The organism is Polaribacter sp. Q13 (genome assembly GCF_016858305.2).
Lineage (GTDB): Bacteria > Bacteroidota > Bacteroidia > Flavobacteriales > Flavobacteriaceae > Polaribacter.
In genome coordinates this window covers 672,081-692,591 of record NZ_CP074436.1, presented here as the reverse complement: position 1 = coordinate 692,591, position 20,511 = coordinate 672,081, and the positions used below count along the sequence as shown (strand labels likewise).

20 protein-coding genes are annotated in these 20,511 nt (G+C 30.0%); 17 read left to right on the top strand and 3 right to left on the bottom strand.

Features of this window, described 5'->3' with window-relative positions; genetic code table 11:
• Positions 1–19: 19 nt before the first annotated feature.
• Together JOP69_RS02670 and JOP69_RS02665 are read left to right on the top strand one after the other, a co-directional pair.
• Complete coding sequence (locus JOP69_RS02670; RefSeq protein WP_203392983.1) at positions 20–3,919, top strand: choice-of-anchor L domain-containing protein; 3,900 nt, start codon at positions 20–22, stop codon at positions 3,917–3,919.
• A 55-nt stretch (positions 3,920–3,974) separates the two neighbouring features.
• Complete coding sequence (locus JOP69_RS02665) at positions 3,975–4,343, top strand: DUF4258 domain-containing protein (protein WP_203392984.1); 369 nt, start codon at positions 3,975–3,977, stop codon at positions 4,341–4,343.
• Between the two features lie 87 nt (positions 4,344–4,430).
• Here the strand turns inward: JOP69_RS02665 and JOP69_RS02660 are convergent, their stop codons facing one another.
• Complete coding sequence (locus tag JOP69_RS02660; protein ID WP_203393151.1) at positions 4,431–5,108, bottom strand: RNA methyltransferase; 678 nt, start codon at positions 5,106–5,108, stop codon at positions 4,431–4,433.
• 71 nt (positions 5,109–5,179) lie between these two features.
• Between JOP69_RS02660 and JOP69_RS02655 the strand changes: the two genes are divergently transcribed.
• A complete protein-coding gene (locus JOP69_RS02655; RefSeq protein ID WP_203392985.1) occupies positions 5,180–5,863 on the top strand; it encodes an NAD-dependent deacylase in 684 nt (227 codons plus the stop codon).
• A 537-nt stretch (positions 5,864–6,400) separates the two neighbouring features.
• On the opposite strand, the gene JOP69_RS02650 is transcribed toward JOP69_RS02655, so the two are convergent.
• Positions 6,401–6,622 (bottom strand): VF530 family DNA-binding protein, encoded by a 222-nt coding sequence (locus JOP69_RS02650; RefSeq protein ID WP_203392986.1) that lies wholly within the window; start codon positions 6,620–6,622, stop codon positions 6,401–6,403.
• 134 nt (positions 6,623–6,756) lie between these two features.
• Between JOP69_RS02650 and gcvT the strand changes: the two genes are divergently transcribed.
• The 10 genes from gcvT (at position 6,757) to JOP69_RS02600 (ending at position 17,069) form a co-directional block, all read left to right on the top strand.
• Complete coding sequence (gcvT, locus tag JOP69_RS02645; RefSeq protein ID WP_203392987.1) at positions 6,757–7,842, top strand: glycine cleavage system aminomethyltransferase GcvT; 1,086 nt, start codon at positions 6,757–6,759, stop codon at positions 7,840–7,842.
• Positions 7,843–8,010: 168 nt separating this feature from the next.
• Positions 8,011–9,126 carry an SDR family oxidoreductase gene (locus tag JOP69_RS02640; RefSeq protein WP_203392988.1) on the top strand — a complete coding sequence of 372 codons (1,116 nt, stop codon included), beginning with the start codon at positions 8,011–8,013 and terminating at the stop codon, positions 9,124–9,126.
• A gap of 18 nt (positions 9,127–9,144) precedes the next feature.
• Positions 9,145–10,143 carry a metal-dependent hydrolase gene (locus JOP69_RS02635; protein ID WP_203392989.1) on the top strand — a complete coding sequence of 333 codons (999 nt, stop codon included), beginning with the start codon at positions 9,145–9,147 and terminating at the stop codon, positions 10,141–10,143.
• 120 nt (positions 10,144–10,263) lie between these two features.
• The gene (locus tag JOP69_RS02630; protein WP_203392990.1) at positions 10,264–10,836 is read left to right on the top strand and encodes a Crp/Fnr family transcriptional regulator; all 573 of its coding nucleotides are present in this window, start codon (positions 10,264–10,266) and stop codon (positions 10,834–10,836) included.
• Positions 10,837–10,915: 79 nt separating this feature from the next.
• The gene (locus JOP69_RS02625) at positions 10,916–11,404 is read left to right on the top strand and encodes a heme-binding protein (protein ID WP_203392991.1); all 489 of its coding nucleotides are present in this window, start codon (positions 10,916–10,918) and stop codon (positions 11,402–11,404) included.
• Between the two features lie 28 nt (positions 11,405–11,432).
• The gene (locus JOP69_RS02620; protein ID WP_203392992.1) at positions 11,433–12,962 is read left to right on the top strand and encodes a Dabb family protein; all 1,530 of its coding nucleotides are present in this window, start codon (positions 11,433–11,435) and stop codon (positions 12,960–12,962) included.
• Positions 12,963–12,976: 14 nt separating this feature from the next.
• Entirely contained in the window at positions 12,977–13,696 is a 720-nt protein-coding gene (locus JOP69_RS02615; RefSeq protein WP_203392993.1) for a 3-ketoacyl-ACP reductase, read from the top strand.
• A gap of 260 nt (positions 13,697–13,956) precedes the next feature.
• The gene (locus JOP69_RS02610; protein ID WP_203392994.1) at positions 13,957–15,150 is read left to right on the top strand and encodes a hypothetical protein; all 1,194 of its coding nucleotides are present in this window, start codon (positions 13,957–13,959) and stop codon (positions 15,148–15,150) included.
• A 153-nt stretch (positions 15,151–15,303) separates the two neighbouring features.
• Positions 15,304–16,170: a YkgJ family cysteine cluster protein gene (locus JOP69_RS02605; RefSeq protein ID WP_203392995.1), complete on the top strand. Its 867-nt coding sequence runs from the start codon at positions 15,304–15,306 to the stop codon at positions 16,168–16,170.
• Between the two features lie 113 nt (positions 16,171–16,283).
• Positions 16,284–17,069, top strand: coding sequence for a hypothetical protein (locus tag JOP69_RS02600; RefSeq protein WP_203392996.1), 786 nt, complete (start codon positions 16,284–16,286; stop codon positions 17,067–17,069).
• Between the two features lie 49 nt (positions 17,070–17,118).
• Here JOP69_RS02600 and JOP69_RS02595 read toward each other — a convergent pair whose 3' ends face one another.
• A complete protein-coding gene (locus tag JOP69_RS02595) occupies positions 17,119–18,306 on the bottom strand; it encodes a hypothetical protein (protein ID WP_203392997.1) in 1,188 nt (395 codons plus the stop codon).
• A gap of 218 nt (positions 18,307–18,524) precedes the next feature.
• Here JOP69_RS02595 and JOP69_RS02590 point away from each other — a divergent pair, with 218 nt between their 5' ends.
• From JOP69_RS02590 to JOP69_RS02575, 4 genes are read left to right on the top strand one after another with little or no spacing between them, the layout of a single operon-like run.
• Positions 18,525–18,830 (top strand): helix-turn-helix transcriptional regulator, encoded by a 306-nt coding sequence (locus JOP69_RS02590; protein WP_203392998.1) that lies wholly within the window; start codon positions 18,525–18,527, stop codon positions 18,828–18,830.
• A 47-nt stretch (positions 18,831–18,877) separates the two neighbouring features.
• The gene (locus JOP69_RS02585) at positions 18,878–19,114 is read left to right on the top strand and encodes a thioredoxin family protein (protein ID WP_203392999.1); all 237 of its coding nucleotides are present in this window, start codon (positions 18,878–18,880) and stop codon (positions 19,112–19,114) included.
• Between the two features lie 14 nt (positions 19,115–19,128).
• Entirely contained in the window at positions 19,129–19,536 is a 408-nt protein-coding gene (locus tag JOP69_RS02580; protein ID WP_203393000.1) for an OsmC family protein, read from the top strand.
• The gene (locus tag JOP69_RS02575; protein ID WP_203393001.1) at positions 19,529–20,506 is read left to right on the top strand and encodes a permease; all 978 of its coding nucleotides are present in this window, start codon (positions 19,529–19,531) and stop codon (positions 20,504–20,506) included. The genes JOP69_RS02580 and JOP69_RS02575 overlap by 8 nt, the downstream gene beginning before the upstream one ends.
• Positions 20,507–20,511: the final 5 nt, after the last annotated feature.

Genomic DNA, 20,511 nt, shown 5'->3' with positions numbered 1-20,511 from the left:
TCTTATAAATATTTTCTATATGAAACATTTCACATTTAAAACAAGTAACCTAAATAGATTTTTAAAATCTATCGTTTTTGTTGCTGCACTTATAATTACATCTTCTTTATTTTCTCAAACAGTAAGTGTAGATGATACCAAAACGGCAGAAGAACTGGCTAACCAACTTATAGATAATTCTTGTATCTCAAAATCTAGTTTTAATAGTTCTTCCAATCAATCTGTTGCTTCATTTACTAATAATGGTGGTAGTTTTCCAATATCTGAAGGGATAATTATAAGATCTGGTATTGCAAAACAGACTGAAGGTACATTTACTAACACAAATTTAAGTAGCGAGAATTCTACTAATGGAGATGCTAATTTACAAACTTATAGTAATAATGAAGGTGGAACAAAAGACATAACCGATGTTGGTTTTTTAGAGTTTAATTTCACCCCAGTAGGTAAAGAATTTAGTTTCAATTACATATTTGCTTCTAATGAATATAGCGAGTATCAATGTGAAAGCGGAGATATTTTCGCAATTATTCTAACCAATTTAGAAACAGGTGTTAGTGCAAACATTGCAACTATTACCGATAATGAAAGTGTTTCTGTAAAAAACATAAGAGATGGACTATTAAATGGTTTATGCTCTTCAAAAAATGCTAATTTATTTAGCACGTATTATGGAGATAATAGTGATAATTCTTCGATAAATATGCGAGGTTTTACCACAAAACTAAAAGCCTCTGCAACCGTAATTCCTAATACTAAATATCAAATAAAATTTGTAATTGGAGATTATGGTAACTCAGATCTTGATTCTGCAGTGTTTATAGAAACAGGAAGTTTTAATAATTCTTTAGATTTAATTGCTGATAAATCACTCTGCTCCGGAGAAAATGTAGTTATCGATTCTGGTTTTCCTATAACTGATGGATTTAAGTTTGAATGGAAAAAAAATAACGTGCTCCTTTCTGGCGAAAACGGAACAACACTAACAGTGAATAGTCCAGACACCTATTCACTAACAATTACATCTTTATCTGATGTTAGTTGCCAGCTAAATAGTAATATTGAAATTACAACAATTACAGCAACCAAACCAGTTGATATTAAACTTTGTGAAGAAGTTACTACTATTAATATTCCTTATAATGTACAAAGTCAAATCTTAAACGGGGCAAGCCTTTCTAATTATACTCTTAATTATTTTGAATCATTAAGCGCCGCTAATAATAATACCCCTTCTATTCCAAACCCAACAAATTACCCAGTAACAAATAGCACATTTACGCTTTGGGCAAGATTAGCAAGTAAAGATAATACCTGTTTCGATGTAGTTAGCTTTAATGTAGAAATCACTCCCAAACCAAAGGTAGATACATTACCAGATGCTTATGTTTGTAATGAATATGAATTACCAGTACTAACTAATGGAGAGTATTATACAGAAACTTTAGGAGGCGGAACAAAATTAGCAGCTGGAAATAATATTACAACTGAAAGCACAATATATATTTACAGCAAGGATACTACTTCAGAATGCCGCAATCAAACTAGTTTTGAAGTATTGTTTTCTGAAAATTATAATATAGAACGAGAATATTGTGGAGAATTTAAAGTTCCTGCTACTAAATTTGGTCAATTTTATACAGACGTAAATGGCCCAAATGGAACTGGAGAATTAATACCAACTGATACAATTTTAACAGAAGAAAACACAACTATTTATTTTTATTCTAAATTAAATGGAGTGACTTGTACTGAAAAGAAATTCGACTTAATTATTCATCCATTACCAGGTATAGATACAATAAAAGACATAATTACTTGTAATTCTTATACCTTAGATCCATTACCAAGCGGAGGTGCTTATTATACAGGATATAAAGGCTCTGGTTCTAGATATCTACCAGGTGACCTAATAACATCTTCAATTCGTCTATTTATTTATAATAAAAACGAAGTTACGGGTTGTGCGTCTGGTGGACTTTTACCTAATAGAGTATTTATTACAATTATAGATCCTAAAGAATTTGAAGATGTTACAGAATGCGGTAGCTATATCATACCCAATAAACCTATTGGAAAATATTATAAAACAAATGTATTTGACGAAGAAAATATAATACCAGCCGGAACAGAAATTACTGAATCAAAAAATATATATTATTATGCAGATGAAATAACTACCACTCCAAATTGTACTGGTTATGAAATTTCTGTCACTATTAATCCACTTCCACCAATAGATACTTTAGATAATATTGTAAGGTGTGAGGATGATTTACCTAAATTGCCTGCATTAAATATTGGAAAATATTATACCATGTCTGGTGGTTTAGGTGATGAGCTATTTGAAAACGACGTTATTAACAGCTCACAAACAATTTATATTTACAATACAAACGAATTTTGCGACGCAGAAACAAGCTTTGATGTAATAATTAAACCTATTCCAACAATACCAGATTTCCCTGATATTCAAGAATGTGGCCCTTTCGAGTTACCAGTGCTAAGTTTTAATGGAAGGTATTTTACAGAAACAGGTGGACCAAACGGAACTGGAACAGAATTATTTGCTGGAGATTTCACTGAAAATGAAGAACAAACTATATATGTTTATAAAGAAGACCCAGAAATAGCAACTTGTAGCAATGAAAAAAGTTTTAAAGTAAGTATATTAGGCAGTGCTGTAGATAAATTTGATGACGTAATAAAAGCTTGTGAATCTTATACTTTACCTTCATTAACAAAAGCAGGTAATTACTATAAAAATGAAGACAAAACAGAACCTCTAAATGCAGGAGATATAATTACTGAATCACAAACCATTTACATCATAAGTGATAACTCTAGATTTGAACCTTGCCAAAATATAAGTTCTTTTTATGTTCAGATATCAGAAGAACCTAATTTAGAAGATTTAGGAGTATTAACAAATATAGATCAATGTGGGTCTTTTTCACTTACTACCATAACAAACCCAGATATTATATTAGAATATTATAGAGATATAAATAGAACAGACCTTATAGATTCTTCTGATTATACTATTACAAACGAAACTACAGAAGACGTAACTTACACTATTTATGTTCGTGCATACCCTGCTGAGAACCCTGATTGTTATGCAGATGGCAGTTTTACAGTAACAATTTATAATGGATTAACTTTAGATATAAATGGAGGTACAATTTGTGTTGATGACGATGGAAATATCATCAAGGAATCGATATTAGAAACTGCTCTAGACCCAAATGTATACGATATAAAATGGTATTTAGAAGGCACCTTACTAAACTCGGTATCTACTGCCAACTGGAACATTACAGAAACAGGAACCTACACAGTTGAGGCTACAAAAATAAGCCCTATTAGCAATACTGATTGCGATTACAACCCAACAGAAGTGATTGTAGAAAAAGCGACGACTCCAGAATTTGAAGTTAACGTATTGTCTAGTAATTTTTCTGCCTTTTATGCTATAGAAATCAATACTATTATTGAACAAGGTATCGGTAATTATACATACTCTTTAGATAACGGAGAATATCAAACGGATAATACATTTAGTGATATTAGCCCAGGAACACATATAGTTACTGTAAAAAACGACCCAAGTTTTTGTAATGATGTTATAATTGAGTTTACTGCCTTAAATAATCCAAGTTATTTTAATCCTACAAAAGGAAATTGGAATATAACAGATTTACAAGCTGATGCTTCCGCGACAATAGATATTTTTGATCGATTTGGTATTCATATAAAAACGATAAAACCAAAAAATGGTTTAAGTGGCGGATGGAACGGTGAAAATAATAATGGTAAAAAAATGCCTAGTACAGATTATTGGTATGTACTAAAATATACAAACGAAGATGGAAATCCTGCTATTTTTAGATCGCACCTTTCTTTAATAAGAAAATAAGTTATTTTGCTTAAATCTGATTTAAAAACTTAAATTTGCATTTCAAAATTTTACAATGCTCATTAAAAGAATAGGTTATTATTTAGTAGGTTTATCGTTAGGTTGTGTTGCTGTATATTTTTTCTGGCAAAAGAAACAAGCTACATTTGATTATGGAATGGATGCAAGAACATTAAAATCTATCAGAATTAAAGAGCGTTTATTTTCTGATGATGCTAAAAATGCCATGCATAAATTTAATATTGATACTTTAAAAATAAATACCATTTTATATACTGGTGATGTTGATTTTGGAAAAAGCAAACCAAGACAAAAACCCTGTGCAGAATATTATATCACAGGTAAAAAAGACTTAGAAAAAGTAAGTTTATTGGTAAAACGTTGCGACTCTTCTGCTACCATTGAGCAGGTTATTGTGGAGTAAACTTATTTTTAATATCTATAAATTGATAATAAATATCTATATTTATTAAAAGATGTCATTTCTATTATAGTAGGAATGGCATCTTTTTTATTCAGTTTTTAATTTTTCTAAATAATATCTTTCAATTTTATCTACATTTTTAATGGTTTTTCGAACCCAATTAAAATACAAAACGTCCTTTTCTTCTTTAGATAATTGCCAATCAACAGAAGAATTTCTCAATTTTGTGGTTACGTCTTGTAAAATAATAGCTGCAGCAACAGAAATATTTAAACTTTCTGTAAAACCAACCATTGGTATTTTTAAAAATCCGTCTGCTTGTTCTTTTACATAGTCGGAAACGCCCTCTGCCTCCACTCCAAACACAAATGCAGATTTTTTAGTAACATCAAAATCTTGTAGTAAACAAGAATCATTATGTGGTGTTGTTGCTATAATTTGATAGCCTTGTTCACGCAAATGATCTAAACAAACTTTAGTATTGTCTCCGTCTTTTTTATATCGTTTAGAAGTAATCCATTTCTGAGAACCTTTTGCTACATGTCTAGATACTTTATTGGTGTATTTGTTTTCTATTGCATGTACGTCTTGTACTCCAAAAATATCTGCAGTTCTAACAACCGCACTTGCATTATGAGGTTGAAAAATATCTTCTAAAACTACCGTAAAATGACGCGTCCTATCTTCTAAAACCTTCTTAAAAAGATTTTTCCTTTTATCCGTTAAATAGGTTTCAAAATAATTTAATAGTTTTTCATCAATCATAAGTACAAACTTAGAATTATTATTTTTATCTTCATTGTAGATTTTATAAAAATACAAAAACCTACATTGTTATGAAGAATTTAGTTGTTTTAACTGGAGCAGGAATTTCTGCAGAAAGTGGCATACAAACATTTAGGGATGCCGATGGTTTATGGGAAGGTCATAATGTTATGGAAGTAGCATCTCCAGAAGGTTTTGCTGCAAATCCTAAATTGGTTTTAAACTTTTACAACGAGAGAAGAAAACAGTTGTTAAAGGTTGCGCCAAATAAAGGTCATTTAAATTTAGTTGAACTAGAAAAAGATTTTAATGTTGAAATTATTACTCAAAATGTAGATGATTTACACGAGCGTGCAGGCAGTAAAAACGTAACACATTTACATGGTGAACTTTTAAAAGTGAGAAGTTCTACTGACGAAAAGATTGTTTTAGACTGGAAAAAAGATTTAAACTTAGGTGATTTATGTCCTAAAAAAAGCCAATTAAGGCCTCATATTGTTTGGTTCGGAGAAATGGTACCGATGCTAGATATAGCCATAGAAATCACTAAAAAAGCAGATATTTTGGTAATTATTGGTACTTCTATGCAAGTATATCCGGCGGCGGGTTTAGTAGATTATGTAAAATCGAATACCCCAATTTATTTTATAGATCCAAAACCAGCAGTTTCTAAAGGTCGGTTTAATAATTTAACCATTATTAAGGAAATTGCTAGCGTAGGAACAGAAAAACTAATAGAATTATTGAAAGGTTAAGTTATCTCCTTTATTCTCTATCTCTACTTTTGTTCTTCCCTTGTCATTTTGAAATGAGCTTTTTTGCCTTTCGACTTCGCTCTAGATAAACTAATGAGAAATCTAATAATGCTTCTAGATTCCTCTTCGTACCTCATTCGGAATGACATTTTGAATCTCCAAGTAATACTTAGAATAAAACTAATTAGTCAAATTTAAATTTTTATAACTTGTTTATCCTTTATTTTCTAACTCCTGTCATTTTGAAATGAGCTTTTCAGCCTTTCGACTTCGCTCTAGATAAACTAATGAGAAATCTAATAACAGTGAAACCGCAAAACGGAGCATCTTTATGAGGTTTCTCCCAAAAGGTTAAAATAACAAACTGTGTAAAAACACTTATATTTACTACTTTATTGAGGTTTAAAGTAATTAAATAAACACTAAAATTTAGCAAACAAGGTTAGCCCTGATTGCAGCAATTGTTTGAGCTCTTTTTTATTCTTTTTCTGAATAAAAAAAGCGAGTGCGGAAAGCAGGAAATAGCTTCAAAAAAAATTAATCAATCATATTTTTTAAATAAAACTGCTCTACTTTTTCTCTTGCCCAAGGTGTTGTTCTTAAAAATTTTAAACTCGATTTATAGGTAGGATTGTTTTTAAAGGCATTTATATTTAAGGTATCACCTAATTCTTCCCAACCATATTCTTTAAACAATTGTTCTAACATGGTGGCTAATTTTATACCGTGTAACGGATTATTTGGTTGTTCTGTGCTCATTATTTCTCAAAAAAATTAGAATAAAATCAAATGTAATGCTATTATTTTTTTTAGTTCAAAAATAATAACAATTATTAGCAATTGTTTATTCCTGATTTTTCAATAATTTAGCTGAAATTATAAGAAATCTATACATGAAAAATATTGCGTTAAATAATATTCACGTTGCTTTAGGTGCTAAAATGGTTCCTTTTGCTGGTTACAACATGCCTGTACAATATGAAGGAGTTACGGCAGAACATTTAACAGTTAGAAATTCTGTTGGTGTTTTTGATGTGAGCCACATGGGTGAATTTTTGGTTGAAGGTGAAAATGCTTTGGCTTTAATACAAAAAGTTACTTCTAATGATGCTTCTAAACTAGCAATTGGTGATGCGCAATACAGCTGTTTCCCTAATGAAGAAAACGGAATTGTAGATGATTTAATTTGTTATAAAATTAAAGAAAACCAATATTTATTAGTTGTAAATGCTTCTAATATTGAAAAGGATTGGAATTGGATTTCTAAATATAATGAGGAATTTAATGCGGATTTAAAAAACTTATCTGAAGGTTATTCTTTGCTTGCCATTCAAGGACCTAAAGCTGTAGAAGCTATGCAATCTTTAACTTCTTTAGATTTAGCTGCTATTCCTTTTTATAAATTTAAAGTAGGCGATTTTGCAGGTATAGAGAATGTAATTATTTCTGCAACGGGATATACCGGTTCGGGCGGATTTGAAATTTACTGTAAAAATGAAGAAGCGGAACAAATTTGGAATAAAGTTTTTGAAGCTGGAGCAGATTTCGGAATTAAGCCAATTGGTTTAGCGGCAAGAGATACTTTGCGTTTAGAAATGGGGTATTGTTTGTATGGAAATGATATTGACGACACCACATCGCCTATTGAAGCAGGTTTAAGCTGGATTACTAAATTCACAAAAGACTTTGTAAACGCAGAAGCTTTAGCTAAAGAAAAAGAACACAAACCAGAAAGAAAATTGGTTGCTTTTGAATTTAATGAAAGAGGTATTCCTAGACATGGTTACGATATTGTAGACGGAAACGGAAACGTAATTGGAGTAGTTACATCTGGTACCATGAGTCCTTGTTTAAATAAAGGAATTGGAATGGGATATGTACCAAGAATTTTGTCGAAAGCAGGATCACAAATTCATATACAGGTTCGTAAAAAAGCGATACCTGCAACGATTGTAAAATTACCTTTTTACAAAGGATAAAAGCATTTTAGAATTCTACTATAAGAATATATGTCCGTTCGAGCGCAGTCCAGAACTTTATAGTCAATTTAAGTTCTAACTTCGCTAAAGCGGACAAATAGTTGTCTATATTTATTTTAAGACAACTATTTTTTATTTAATCATCTATTAAAATTTCATCAAAAAAATATGAATTGTTTATTAACTGGAGGAACCGGAATTGTTGGGAGTCATATTCTTTTTGAATGGCTGCATAAAGCCATTGTAGAAAAAACGGTAAATCATCTTTTTGTTATAATTAGAGCTAATGACAAAACAGCAGAACAACGTTTGTTGGCTGTTTTACAAGATGCCTCTCGCCCTGCGTTTTTAAATGATTTTACGCTTGAAGCTTGTCTAGAAAAAATCACTATAATTCCTCATGATTTAGGAACCATTAGTAAAGAAGTTTTAGAAAACTATAATTTTGATACGGTGATACATTGTGCTGGTTCTACAAACTTATCTAGCACAAGTGATTCTAAAAAGACAGTACATTCTCAAAATTACTTGGTAACTAAACAACTTTTAGAGCAGTTACCAGAGCGTGTAACCCGTTTTTTATACATCAGTACTGCCTATTCTTTTGGTATCCAGAATGAAAAAGTAAACGATGCAATTGAAAACTATACGGTGACCGATTTTAGAAATCCGTATGAACAATCTAAATATGAAAGCGAACGTTTTGTAAAGGAAATGTGTGCATCTAAAAATATAGCTTCTCAGATTTTAAGACCAAGTATTATTTGTGGTCGTTTAATTGATAAACCCTTTTATGAAACGCCTAAATATGATGTTTTCTATTCTTGGGCTATCTTTTTAGCAAAGTATGCCTCCAAATCTAAAGAAGCTTTTAGGATTTGGATTGACAAAAAAAGTGGTTTAAATATTGTACCTGTAGATTTTGTTTCGAAAGTTATTTTATATGCTTTTTTAAATCCGCAGATAAAAGAATTGAATATTGTAAACCCAACACAGATATTACATAAAGAATATGTAGGCGATGTTTTAGAGTCTTTTGAAGTAAATTCTTATGAATATGTTACAGAAAAACCTAAAAACTTAAATTCTTTTGAAACACTGTATTACAAAACCATAGGAGATATTTTTGAAAATTATATTTCTATTCCGGATTTACAATTTAAAACTGACCAAATTTTAAAACTTATTCAGCAGTTAAAATTAGAAAATACATTGGGAGTTCATGAAAATTTCATGAACTTAATTAATTATTCGGTAGAAAAGAAATTTAGAAAAAGTTACTAATTATAATCACAATAAAAGTTGGATTCATTAACACAGATAGTTTTAGGAGCTGCAGTTGGAGAAGCTGTTTTAGGAAGAAAAATTGGTAATAAAGCCATGTTATACGGTGCCATTGCTGGTACAATTCCTGATTTAGATATTTTTGCTAATTTTTTTGCTGATAAAGTAACCGCTTTAGAAATGCATAGAGGCTTTACACATTCTATCTTTTTCTCGGTGCTCTTTGCTCCTATTTTTGCTTTTATCGTCACGCGATATGAAAAATATAAAAATGTTAAAGATTGGTCTTGGCTATTCTTTTGGGCGTTTATAACGCACCCTATTTTAGACGCACAAACCACTTGGGGAACGCAACTTTTTTGGCCTTTAGATATTCGATTGGCTTTTAAAAATGTTTTTGTGGTAGATCCTTTATATACTGTACCTTTTTTAGTCTTTTTAGTTTTAGCAATGCGACAAAAAAAAGAGTCTAAGAAAAGAAGGTTTTACAACAATATAGGGCTTATTATCAGTAGTTCTTATTTAGTACTTACATTGGTTTTAAAAGGAGTTTCTTATCAAACATTTACCCAAGAATTGGCTGCACAGAACATTCAGTATAAAGAAATTGAAACAAAACCAACACCTTTAAACACCATTTTATGGACTGCCAATGTAGAAACAGAAAATGAGTATTTAATTGGACATTCTTCTTTTTTTGATAAAAACCCGATTGTTTTTTCTAGCTATCCAAAAAATCATGAGCTGTTAGGTGATTTGGTTCTTCAACCTAAAGTACAACGGATGATTACCATTTCTAAAGGTTGGTATACAATCAACAAAAAAGATGATATTCTATATTTTAATGATTTACGTTTCGGTGCTTTAAGTATGAAACCAAATGCAGAGAATTTTGTTTTTAAGTACAAAATTGAAATTGACGTAAACGGAATTCCGTTTTTCATAGAAGAACCTAAGGAAAAACGAGACGTTAAAAAGTTGTTATCAGAATTATGGGAAAGGATCAAAGTGAATTAAAACCACTCATTTTTTGTATCAATTTTAACCAGAATAGTAATTTACGATTAGTTACAATTACTATTATTTTGTGATTAAAATAGAAGTCGTATTATTGCTCATCTAGAAGTATTAAATTTAATGATCTACGATTTACTTAAAAAGAACTTACAGAAAAATATTCAAATTTCTAATTCGGATTTAGAAAGTATCTGCCATTTTTTTAAACCAAAGACAATTCAGAAAAAAGAGTTTTTATTAACTCAAGGTAGCGTTTGTAAGTTTGAAGGTTTTGTATTAGAAGGTTGTTTTAGAGTTTTTACAATTGATAAAAAAGGCAACGAAAACACCTTATACTTTGCAGCTAAAGATTGGTGGTTAATGGATATTGATAGCTTTCTAAATCAAAAACCATCAGATTTAAATATGCAAGCTTTAGAAGACAGTAAAGTCTTATTAATTAACATAGAAGATAAACTTTCGCTGTATGAATCCGTGCCCGTTGTAGAGAAATTATTTAGAATCATGTCTCAAAAAGCCATTGTTGCGTGGCAACGTCGTTTAATTAGAAACAACTCTCAAACGGCCAAAGAACGCTACTTACATTTTACAACCACGTATCCAAACATTGTTACCAAACTTACAGACAAACAAGTTGCTAGTTACTTAGGAATAACACATGAATTTTTAAGTAAAATAAAAAAGAATACATAATTTTATGGGAAGTTGAACTTGTTCAACTATTTTATCATTACAATTTATAATTTTTGTGAAACTAATTATAAATAGACTTATGAAGTTTTTAAAACCAGTAAAATTTTATCTTATTGCAATCGTATTTATTGTAATATCAAATTCAGTTCAAGCCCAAATAACAAATGACATTTCGCACGATGAAGCGTTTCAAACCCTATTAGCAGCAAAGAAAAGTGCCGAAGATTCTAATGTGTTAGTTAATATTGCTGTGGTTGATGCTGGCGCTAATCTAAAAGCATTTATACGAATGGATGAATCTTTTTTAGGGAGTATTGATGTAGCCATCAAAAAAGCAAAAACAGCTCGTTATTTTAACATCGATACAGGTAAATTAGGAGAATTAACGCAACCTGGAGGAATTATTTACAATATAGAACATTCTAACGGTGGCTTAATGACGTTTCCGGGTGGAGTTCCTATCAAAAATAAAGAGGGTAAAATTATTGGTGCCATTGGTGTTAGTGGAGGAACCATAGAACAAGACAGAGCTATTGCTATTGCAGGAGCAGCATCAATTATAGAATAATTTATCAATAACAAATAAAACTAAAATTATGAAAATCATAAAAAATTATATATTAATTACGCTTATATTTTTATCACAAATTGGTTTCGCTCAAGTTGCTGATGATTTAATGCTTTACAGAAAAGACTTCAAAAATATTTCTGGAAAAAACACGGTTTCTGTTACTAGTTATCAAAAAAATGGTACGCCCTATGTTTTTGCCGGAGGTGCCGGAAGTGTTGATGTATACAGTTTAGATAAAGAAGGAGTACTTACACCAATTAGCAACCACGAATTACACCTAAAAAAAGGACCTGCAAGGGGTATGGTTGCTGATAATATTAATGGTACTGACTTTTTATTTGTTGCAAACAAGCACGGAAATGTGATTGAGTCTTTTAAAATTCTAGACAATGGCTCATTAGAACGCGTTTCTTTAATTGAAGACACTGATAAAATGCACCTTGGTACTGCTATTACATTGCAAGTAATTCACATGAAAAAAGCATCTTACCTTTTTGTTGGTGGTTTAGAAGAAGATCCTGGTTTAAGTTCTTTTAAAATAGAAAATGACGGAAAACTTACCCATGTGCAATCTATGAAAGATGATGAAAAGATTCACACAGATGGAATTATTGGAATGTTTACACATGTTGTTAAAGGAAGAACCTTTTTATATACTGGCGGATTTCAAGATAATGGTGTAAGTAGTTTTAGAGTTTACGAAAGTGGAAAATTTAAAAATGTAAACAATATTAGTGATAATAATACCGATAGATATTTAACCGGTGCATACCCTGTTACTGGAGTTACTTTAGGTGAAAATAAATATGTGGTTGTAGGGCACAGACATCATAAATATTATGGATATGCACCAAAATTTATTAAAAAGAAAGATTTTATTTACCATGGCGATGGTGTTAGTGTTTTTAAAGTTGATAAAAAAGGAGCTTTAGTTCCGCATTTTGTTTTAAAAGATGATGAAACCACAAAACTACAAGGACAAACAAGAATTGAAGTTGTTTCAACAGACAATAACGAAGCAGTATTAGCTGTTGGTACAAGAGACGATGCTAGTATTCAGTTATTAAAATTAAACGAAGAAGGAATATTAAGTCCGATAAATTATTTAGAAACTGGTTTTACAATCTATTATGGCTTAAAATCTCATAATATAGGCGGTGATAATTTTCTAATTGCAGGTTCTAACCGATTCGATTTTAATAAGGTAGTATCTTATAAGATTTCTCCTAAAATTGATAGAAAAGGAAAGGTTTTAAGGCACATTGTAAATCTAAAATATAAAGCAGATGCTAGAGCGCAACAAATTGTTGAAGCAGAAAAAGCATTTCTAAATTTAAAAAATGAAATCCCAGAAATTGCAGCAATCGAATGGGGAATAAATGATAGTGAAGAAGGAGCTAGCAAAGGATTTACACATACTTTTACCATCACTTTTAAGAATGAACACGGAAGAGAAGTTTACTTATTTCATAAAGCACATTTAGATTTGGTTAGTAAGATTGGTCCCATAATAGCAGATGTTTTGGTAACAGATTATTGGACTTCAATTAAATAATACCTCAGAAAATAATGAACAATTTAAAGAATAAAAAAGCCATTATTACTGGTGGTGGAAGAGGATTAGGAAAAGCAACTGCGCTCGCATTTGCTAAAGAAGGTATTGATATTGCTATTACAGGTAGAAATGAAAAAGTATTAAAAGAAACGGTTGCCGAATTAGAAGCTTTTGGCGTTAAAGCAATCTATTCAGTCTTTGATGTAGGCAATTATGAGGAAGTGAAAAGTAGTATTAAAAATATTATAGACACCTTAGGCACTGTAGATATTTTAGTGAATAATGCAGGTATTGCTTCAATCGGTTCATTTAATGATATGGAAGTAAGTGAATGGACTCAAATTATACAAACCAACGTATTAGGAATGTACCATGTTACCAAAGAGGTTTTACCACATTTAATAGCTAAAAATGAAGGTGATATTTTTAATGTTTCGTCAACCGCAGGTTTAAACGGAAATCCGAATATTTCTGCTTATTCTGCTTCTAAATTTGCAGTTATTGGTATGTCGGAATCTTTAATGAAAGAAGTACGTAAAAACAATATTAGAGTGTGTACACTTACGCCAAGTACTATAGAATCTGAAATGACGATAGAATTAGGTATGGTGAACGAAAACTCTAAAGATAGCGTTTTACAACCAGAAGATTTTGCAGAATTAATTGTTGCTGGTTTAAAATTACCAAGAAGAGCAATGTTAAAAGGCGCTGCTTTATGGTCTACAAATCCATAAAAATAGTTTCATTAAAAATTACCTTAAAGACTTTAAAAACCTCAATCAAACTCGATTGGGGTTACTTTTTTAGGATTCATTTTAAACGTAATTATTTAAAGTTATCATCATATTTTTATCAAACTTAAAAACCTTTTTTTTCTTATTGATTTATTAATTCAAAAAAACTAATTTAGCTACCTTCAAATAATAATTATAAATACATATCTTTTATTCAGGTTTACGTTTTAAAGTATTTAAGACCAATCATTATATATCTTATGAAAAAACTACTAATAATTATTGTCATTATTTCTACTTCAATTGTAACCGGACAAACAAAAAGAGACTCCTTAAACGTACTTTATAAAAATTATTTCGAGCTTTTAAAAACCAAAGAAAAACTAGACACTATAGTTTTTAAAGTTAAAAACTTTGAAGAATTAATGAGGTCTAATAACCAAATCATACAAAAGTTTTCTGATGCAGAACTTTTTGGTCTTAAAAATCAATTAGAGCAACGAAGAAAAAAAATAATAAATACAACCGAGTTTGTTTTTGCATCAAACGCTAGTTTAAACGCTATTAAACAATTGGATGCAACGAGTGATTATCTAACTCAAATTTCTAGTTTAAATAATCCTGAAAATTCAGACTTAGGTTTTTCTTTGTCTATTGAAATCACAAAAATTATAGAGCAAGAAATCATAAAAGGGAACAGAAAAATTAATGGAGTTAAAAAAAAGAAATTTCTACTTTTTGTAAATAACATAATCAACTCTCCGTTAGCTGAAAAAATAACAAGTGCTATTCCTGTAGTTAGTTCTATAAAGTCTGTGGTAAATTTAGTCATGGCAAATGCACTTAATGGTAACGATGTTTCTATTGATGACGTTGTTGAATTAAAAAAATCTTTAAAAGTTTACTTAGAACATTATGAAGGTTTGGCAAGGTCGCAAACAGAATTTGAACAAAACCTTAATAATTTAGACATTAGAAAAGAAGGTTTGGTTTTACTTTTAACACAATATACTACAGAACGTTCTAACACATTAAATCCGAACGAAATTTCTGAAAAAGACAAGAAATTATCGTTAACAAACGTAATTAATAAATATTACACAAAGAGTATTGTGCAACAACGAGTAGATAAAATAATTAATGCTAAACCATTGGATTATAATAATCACTTAACAAATAAAAACTTGATATTTCCTAACTATGCATTAAATCAAGCTAAATTTATAAGAGATGAAATTGAATCTTTAAGTAAAGAATATATTTCCATCTTTACCACCTATCAATCCGCCTTAAAAAAAGTCTTAGAAAAAAGTAAAGAAATTGGAGATAAAAATAAAATTGATACTAAAATTTTTGAACTAGAAGCAAAGCTTTTAGCTGTTCAGGTTACGTTTGACGATAATTTAAATATTTACAATTTAAATAGTAAGTTTAAAACGCTTATGGAATATTAAATTCTTTTAATATTTTAGATAAAATCACCCAACCATACTTTGTCAATTTTTATTTGGCATAAAAAAACAATACAATAACAACGTAATTACAGCTGCATTATAGCGCAGTTATAATCCGCATATAATTCAATTATTACAAACAATTCCTATACAATGCAAACAACCAAACTAAGTTCTAAAAGTATATTACCACTCACCTGCTCTAGATCTGGTAGCTGTTGTTTTGGAAAAGCTGTTATGTTAAACCCTTGGGAATTGTTATCTTTTAGTAAAGAGAAAAAAATCAGTCCGAAAGAATTTAGAGATTTATATACAGATTTTGGTGGTATAAGATTAACTTTTAATGGTAAACCTGATAAAAAAGGACAATTAGCGTGTAGCCAATATGTAGATAATTTTGGGTGCAGTGTACACCAAGGTCGTCCTTTAGCTTGTAGATTATACCCTTTAGGAAGACAAATACAATTTGACAAAGCAGATTATATTTATGAAGGAAAACAATTTCCTTGTTTAACAGACTGTGCAGAAGTGTTAGATTTACCAAAAATGAGTGTTGGTGATTATTTAAAAGGTCAAGGAGCAGCTCCTTTTGAAAAGGCACAAGACGCTTATTTAACCGTGATGCAAAATATTGCAGACATTGCTTTTGAATTGTTATTAGAAAGTGGTTTATCCGCCTCTGGCGATACAAAAACATTGGCGGTATGGAGTGAAATGGGCAACGAACTTCCAGAACTCTTAGCTGAAAGAATAGGTGAAAATTGGATAGATTCTTTAATGATTCCCGAAATAACAGATCCTATAGAAAATCCTATTGAATTTGCTCAGAAACACAACGATTTATTACTACTAAAAGCCCAAGAATCTTTTGGGAATTTACAAACACTTGAGCAAGTACATAAAGCTTGTGTTTTAATTATGGGAGTGGCATTACATTTATCTAGAGGTTTAGGTGCAGACACAAAAGGCATTGCAGAACTTTGGATAGAAACTGCAAAAAAATATGGAGCCAAAGAATAAAAATTAAGTTCTCGAATAGTTATTTAATTTTCTTTCAAAAAAAATGTAAGGTTTCTATTTTTTAATCGATTACATCAAATTAGAATCAATTAATACTTATTTAAACCCATCACATGAAAAAAACAATTATTACAGTATTTGCAAGTTTATTGCTTGTTGTAAGCTGTAAAAAAGCGCCAGAAGTAAAAAAACAAATTGAAGAGAAACCCGTAGAGAAAACATTTGCTCAAAAAATAGAAATAGCTCATGAAAAGGACACTTTTTTAACAAAAGAAGCTGTTCAATTTGATGCTGTAATTGAATTTGGCGGAAATGAAATTTTTGATGCAACAGTTACTGTTTCAACCACTTCAGACATTGCTAAAATTACCTATAAAAATGGTGATGAAATTTATGTAAACAAAGAAAATATTTTTGTTTCACCTAGTTTAAAAGACAATCCTGGGGTTCGTTTTCATGCATATACTTGGAGCTACTTTTTCTTATACCCTTATAAACTTAGTGACCAAGGAACCAAATGGAATAACGATTTTAAAACAAAAGAAGCTACCCAAAATTTTGATACGGCAAAGTTAACTTTCGAAGCAAATATTGGTGATGCACCAGATGATTGGTATATTGTATATACTAATAAAAAGACACATCTTTTAGAGCATGTTGCATACATTGTTACTTCTGGTAAAACAAAAGCAGCTGCAGAAGCAGATCCTCACGCCATTAAATACGAAGATTATAAATTAATTGATGGTATTCCGTTTGCCTCAAATTGGGGGTATTATGAATGGACTTTAGATAATGGTTTATCTAAAAAAATTGGAAGTGCAAAAATAACCAACATTCACTTTGTGGAAGGTTTTAGAAAAGACTTTGCTATTCCAGAAAACTATATTAAGAAATAAATTTTCTTTTTTAATATAAAAAGCCTCACAATAATTTGTGAGGCTTTTTTTAATTTCTAAAGTTATTACTAGTAATAATATATTTTAGTCTTTCTTTTAAATCTTCTCCGGTGTCATACACCATTTGCTCATTGGAAGGAAAAGGTACTACTTTTAAGACCACTAAATCTAAATAAGATTTATCTAAAGCTCTTTTATCACCTTTATAATTGGCATAAATGTGTTCAAAAATAAACTCGCTTTCTATAGGATACGTTTCTATTACTTGACGAGAAATTAAATCTACATATTTTACTTGCCCAACAACTTTTGCAGTTTTTAATTGCGTAAATTGATATAAATAACAACGAATATTTACCATTTTATCAACCTCAACGTTATTACCTTCACTATCTAAAACATTCTTTCCCTTTTCGTCTAAAAGAAATTTTAAACCATCTTTAACTTGACTTTCTTTGATAATTTCTTTTTCCTTAACCTGTTCCGGAGAAACTGTTATATTTCTAAGATTTAACTCTAAACTAAAATCATAAGTTATTTGTCTGCTTTTTCTTCCATGATAAACAGTCCAAAAATCATTTAAACCATACGTATCAAAGTTTAATAAATCTTCTTCTAACTTCTTAGGAATGATCTTTTCGGTTTCATTTTTCATAGAAACAATCACAAAATCTAATCCGTTTTGATGTGCAATTTCCATTAAATTACGCACATCTTTGTAATTAGGATTTATTTTTTCTAAATATTCTAATTCAGAATAAGCAGTTCTATAATCTAATTTAGCATTGCTATTAAAAAGTACTTTTGCTTTTTCATATAAATGATCCGATAATTGATTTTTTGTTGCTATAATTTCATTATCATAATTAACAAATTTAAAATCAGCATCTCTACCTTCTTCCAAAATTGCTATAGGTAATAAGGGTTTTATGTTTTCTTGTCTATTTTTTAAATTCGCATAAAGTCCGAAAATTGTTTCTAGACTTTCTGGATTATTATCTTTCTTTAAAAAATTAATTTTTGCTAAATCTTTAGAATTTGCTTTTACAAAAGCTTGTTCTAACATAATAACATAAGGCTGATTTCCTTTTTTAGTCTTATTTTTCTTTAAGTTTTCTAAAGCTATATTTATAGCTCCATCATAATTTCCATTATTAATAGCTTCTTGTGTACTTTTAACACTACTGCAAGAAATAAAAATTAAGAACGATAAAATAAATAGTAATTGTTTTTGCATAATAAATAGTTTGTTTTCTATTTTTCAATAGTTATGCCAAAAATATCCTTTTTTATACTTTAATGCCTATTTTAAATCATGTACTTTCCTGTAAATGGATATTTTAAAAAATTAAACTTTTATGAATAGAAACAAAAAATAATTTACAAAAAATAGGTTATATGTGACATTTGTCACATATAACCTAAAAAACCCATCGTACATTTGCGATAGTCAATATGAAAAGAAATATAGAACCCATAGCGTACAAAGAAAACACTGAAGCATTAGCTAAATTTGCAAAAGCTTTGGCACACCCTACTCGAATTGCCATTTTAAAGCATTTAGAAAATCAATCTTGCTGTTTTACTGGCGATTTAGTAGAAGTATTTCCTTTGGCGCAATCAACTATTTCTCAACATTTAAAAGAGTTAAAAAATGCAGGCTTAATTCAAGGTGAATTAAAACCACCCAAAATTAAATATTGTATAAATCAAAAAAACTGGAACCTTGCAAAATCATTGTTTCAACAATTTTTTGATTGATATTTTTTCAATAATCATATCACCTATTGGCGATAAAAAAAAACATTATGAGTAAAGTAATTAAAGTTTTAGGAACTGGTTGTCCAAAGTGTAAATCTATGACAGCAGTTGTTCAAGAAGTAGTTTCAGAAAACAACATAGATGCAACTATTGAAAAGGTTGAGGATATTATGAAAATTATGGAGTTTAACGTTATGAGTACGCCTGCTTTGGTTATAGACAATGTAATTGCCATAAAAGGGAGAATTCCTTCTAAAGAGGAAGTATTGGAACTTTTAAAGTAATCAATTTTCATGTCATGAATTATCAAATTAAAGCCTCTTCACTTTCCAATGAAGATGCTGTTATTCATATAAAAGAATCTAATATTAATTTTGGCACAACTCGTAAAACTGCTGAAATTTCACCGAATCCGGCAGAACTATTCTTAGGTTCATTTGCTGCTTGCATGTTAAAAAATGTAGAACGTTTTTCGAGTATGATGAAATTCACCTACTCAAAAGCTACCCTTGAAGTAAATGCCTCTCGTCTTGAAAATCCACCAAAGATGGACAATATTATATACAATTTAACCATCTACAGCAACGATAAAAAACTTAATATAGGTTTATTAAAAAAGAACATAGAAAAATTTGGTACCATTTACAACACCATAAAATTATCTTGTAACATTTCTGGAACTATTAAAACAATCGAAAATGTTTGATTGGATTCAATATTTAGCAGATTGGTTTGTCTATGATGTTTTAAATTTAAACAAAGGACAACATTTAGCAGAAGCTTTAAATTTCTTTATTTACGACACCACTAAAATTTTAATTTTACTATTTGTTATTATCTTTTTAATGGGAATTGTAAATAGTTATTTTCCGATAGACAAAGTAAAAAATTACCTTTCTAGAAATAAATTATATGGTTTAGAATACCTAATGGCAAGTTTATTTGGAGTTGTAACTCCTTTTTGTTCTTGCTCATCAGTTCCTTTATTTATTGGTTTTGTAAAAGGCGGAATTCCGTTAGGAGTTACTTTTGCTTTTTTAATTACTTCTCCCCTAGTTAACGAAGTCGCCATCGGACTTTTCATTGGTTTATTTGGAGTTAAAATCACTTTAATTTATGTAATTAGTGGTATTTTATTAGGAACTATTTCTGGTATTATTCTTCAAAAATTAAAATTAGAAACTTATTTAACACCTTGGGTAAAAGAAGTTTTAGCCAATGCACAAAGAGAACAAGACGTTTTTATTGCAGAGAAACAAACCTTAAAACAACGATTACCAATCATTTGGGACGAAGTAATAAATATTCTAAAAGGTATTATTCCGTATGTACTTGTTGGTATCGCCATTGGCGGATTAATGCATGGTTATATTCCTGAAGGCTTTTTTGAACAGTACATGGCAAAAGACAATTTATTTGCAGTGCCCATTGCTACCATTTTAGCAGTACCCATGTATTCTAATGCCTCCGGAATATTACCAGTAGCGCAAGTTTTAGTGGCTAAAGGAATTCCGTTAGGAACTGCAATCGCTTTTATGATGGGCGTTGTGGGCTTGTCTTTACCAGAAGCAATGCTTTTAAAAAAAGTAATGACCTTAAAACTAATTGGAATATTTTTTGGAGTGGTAACACTCTGTATCATCATCTCGGGATATTTATTTAATATAATTTTATAAGAATT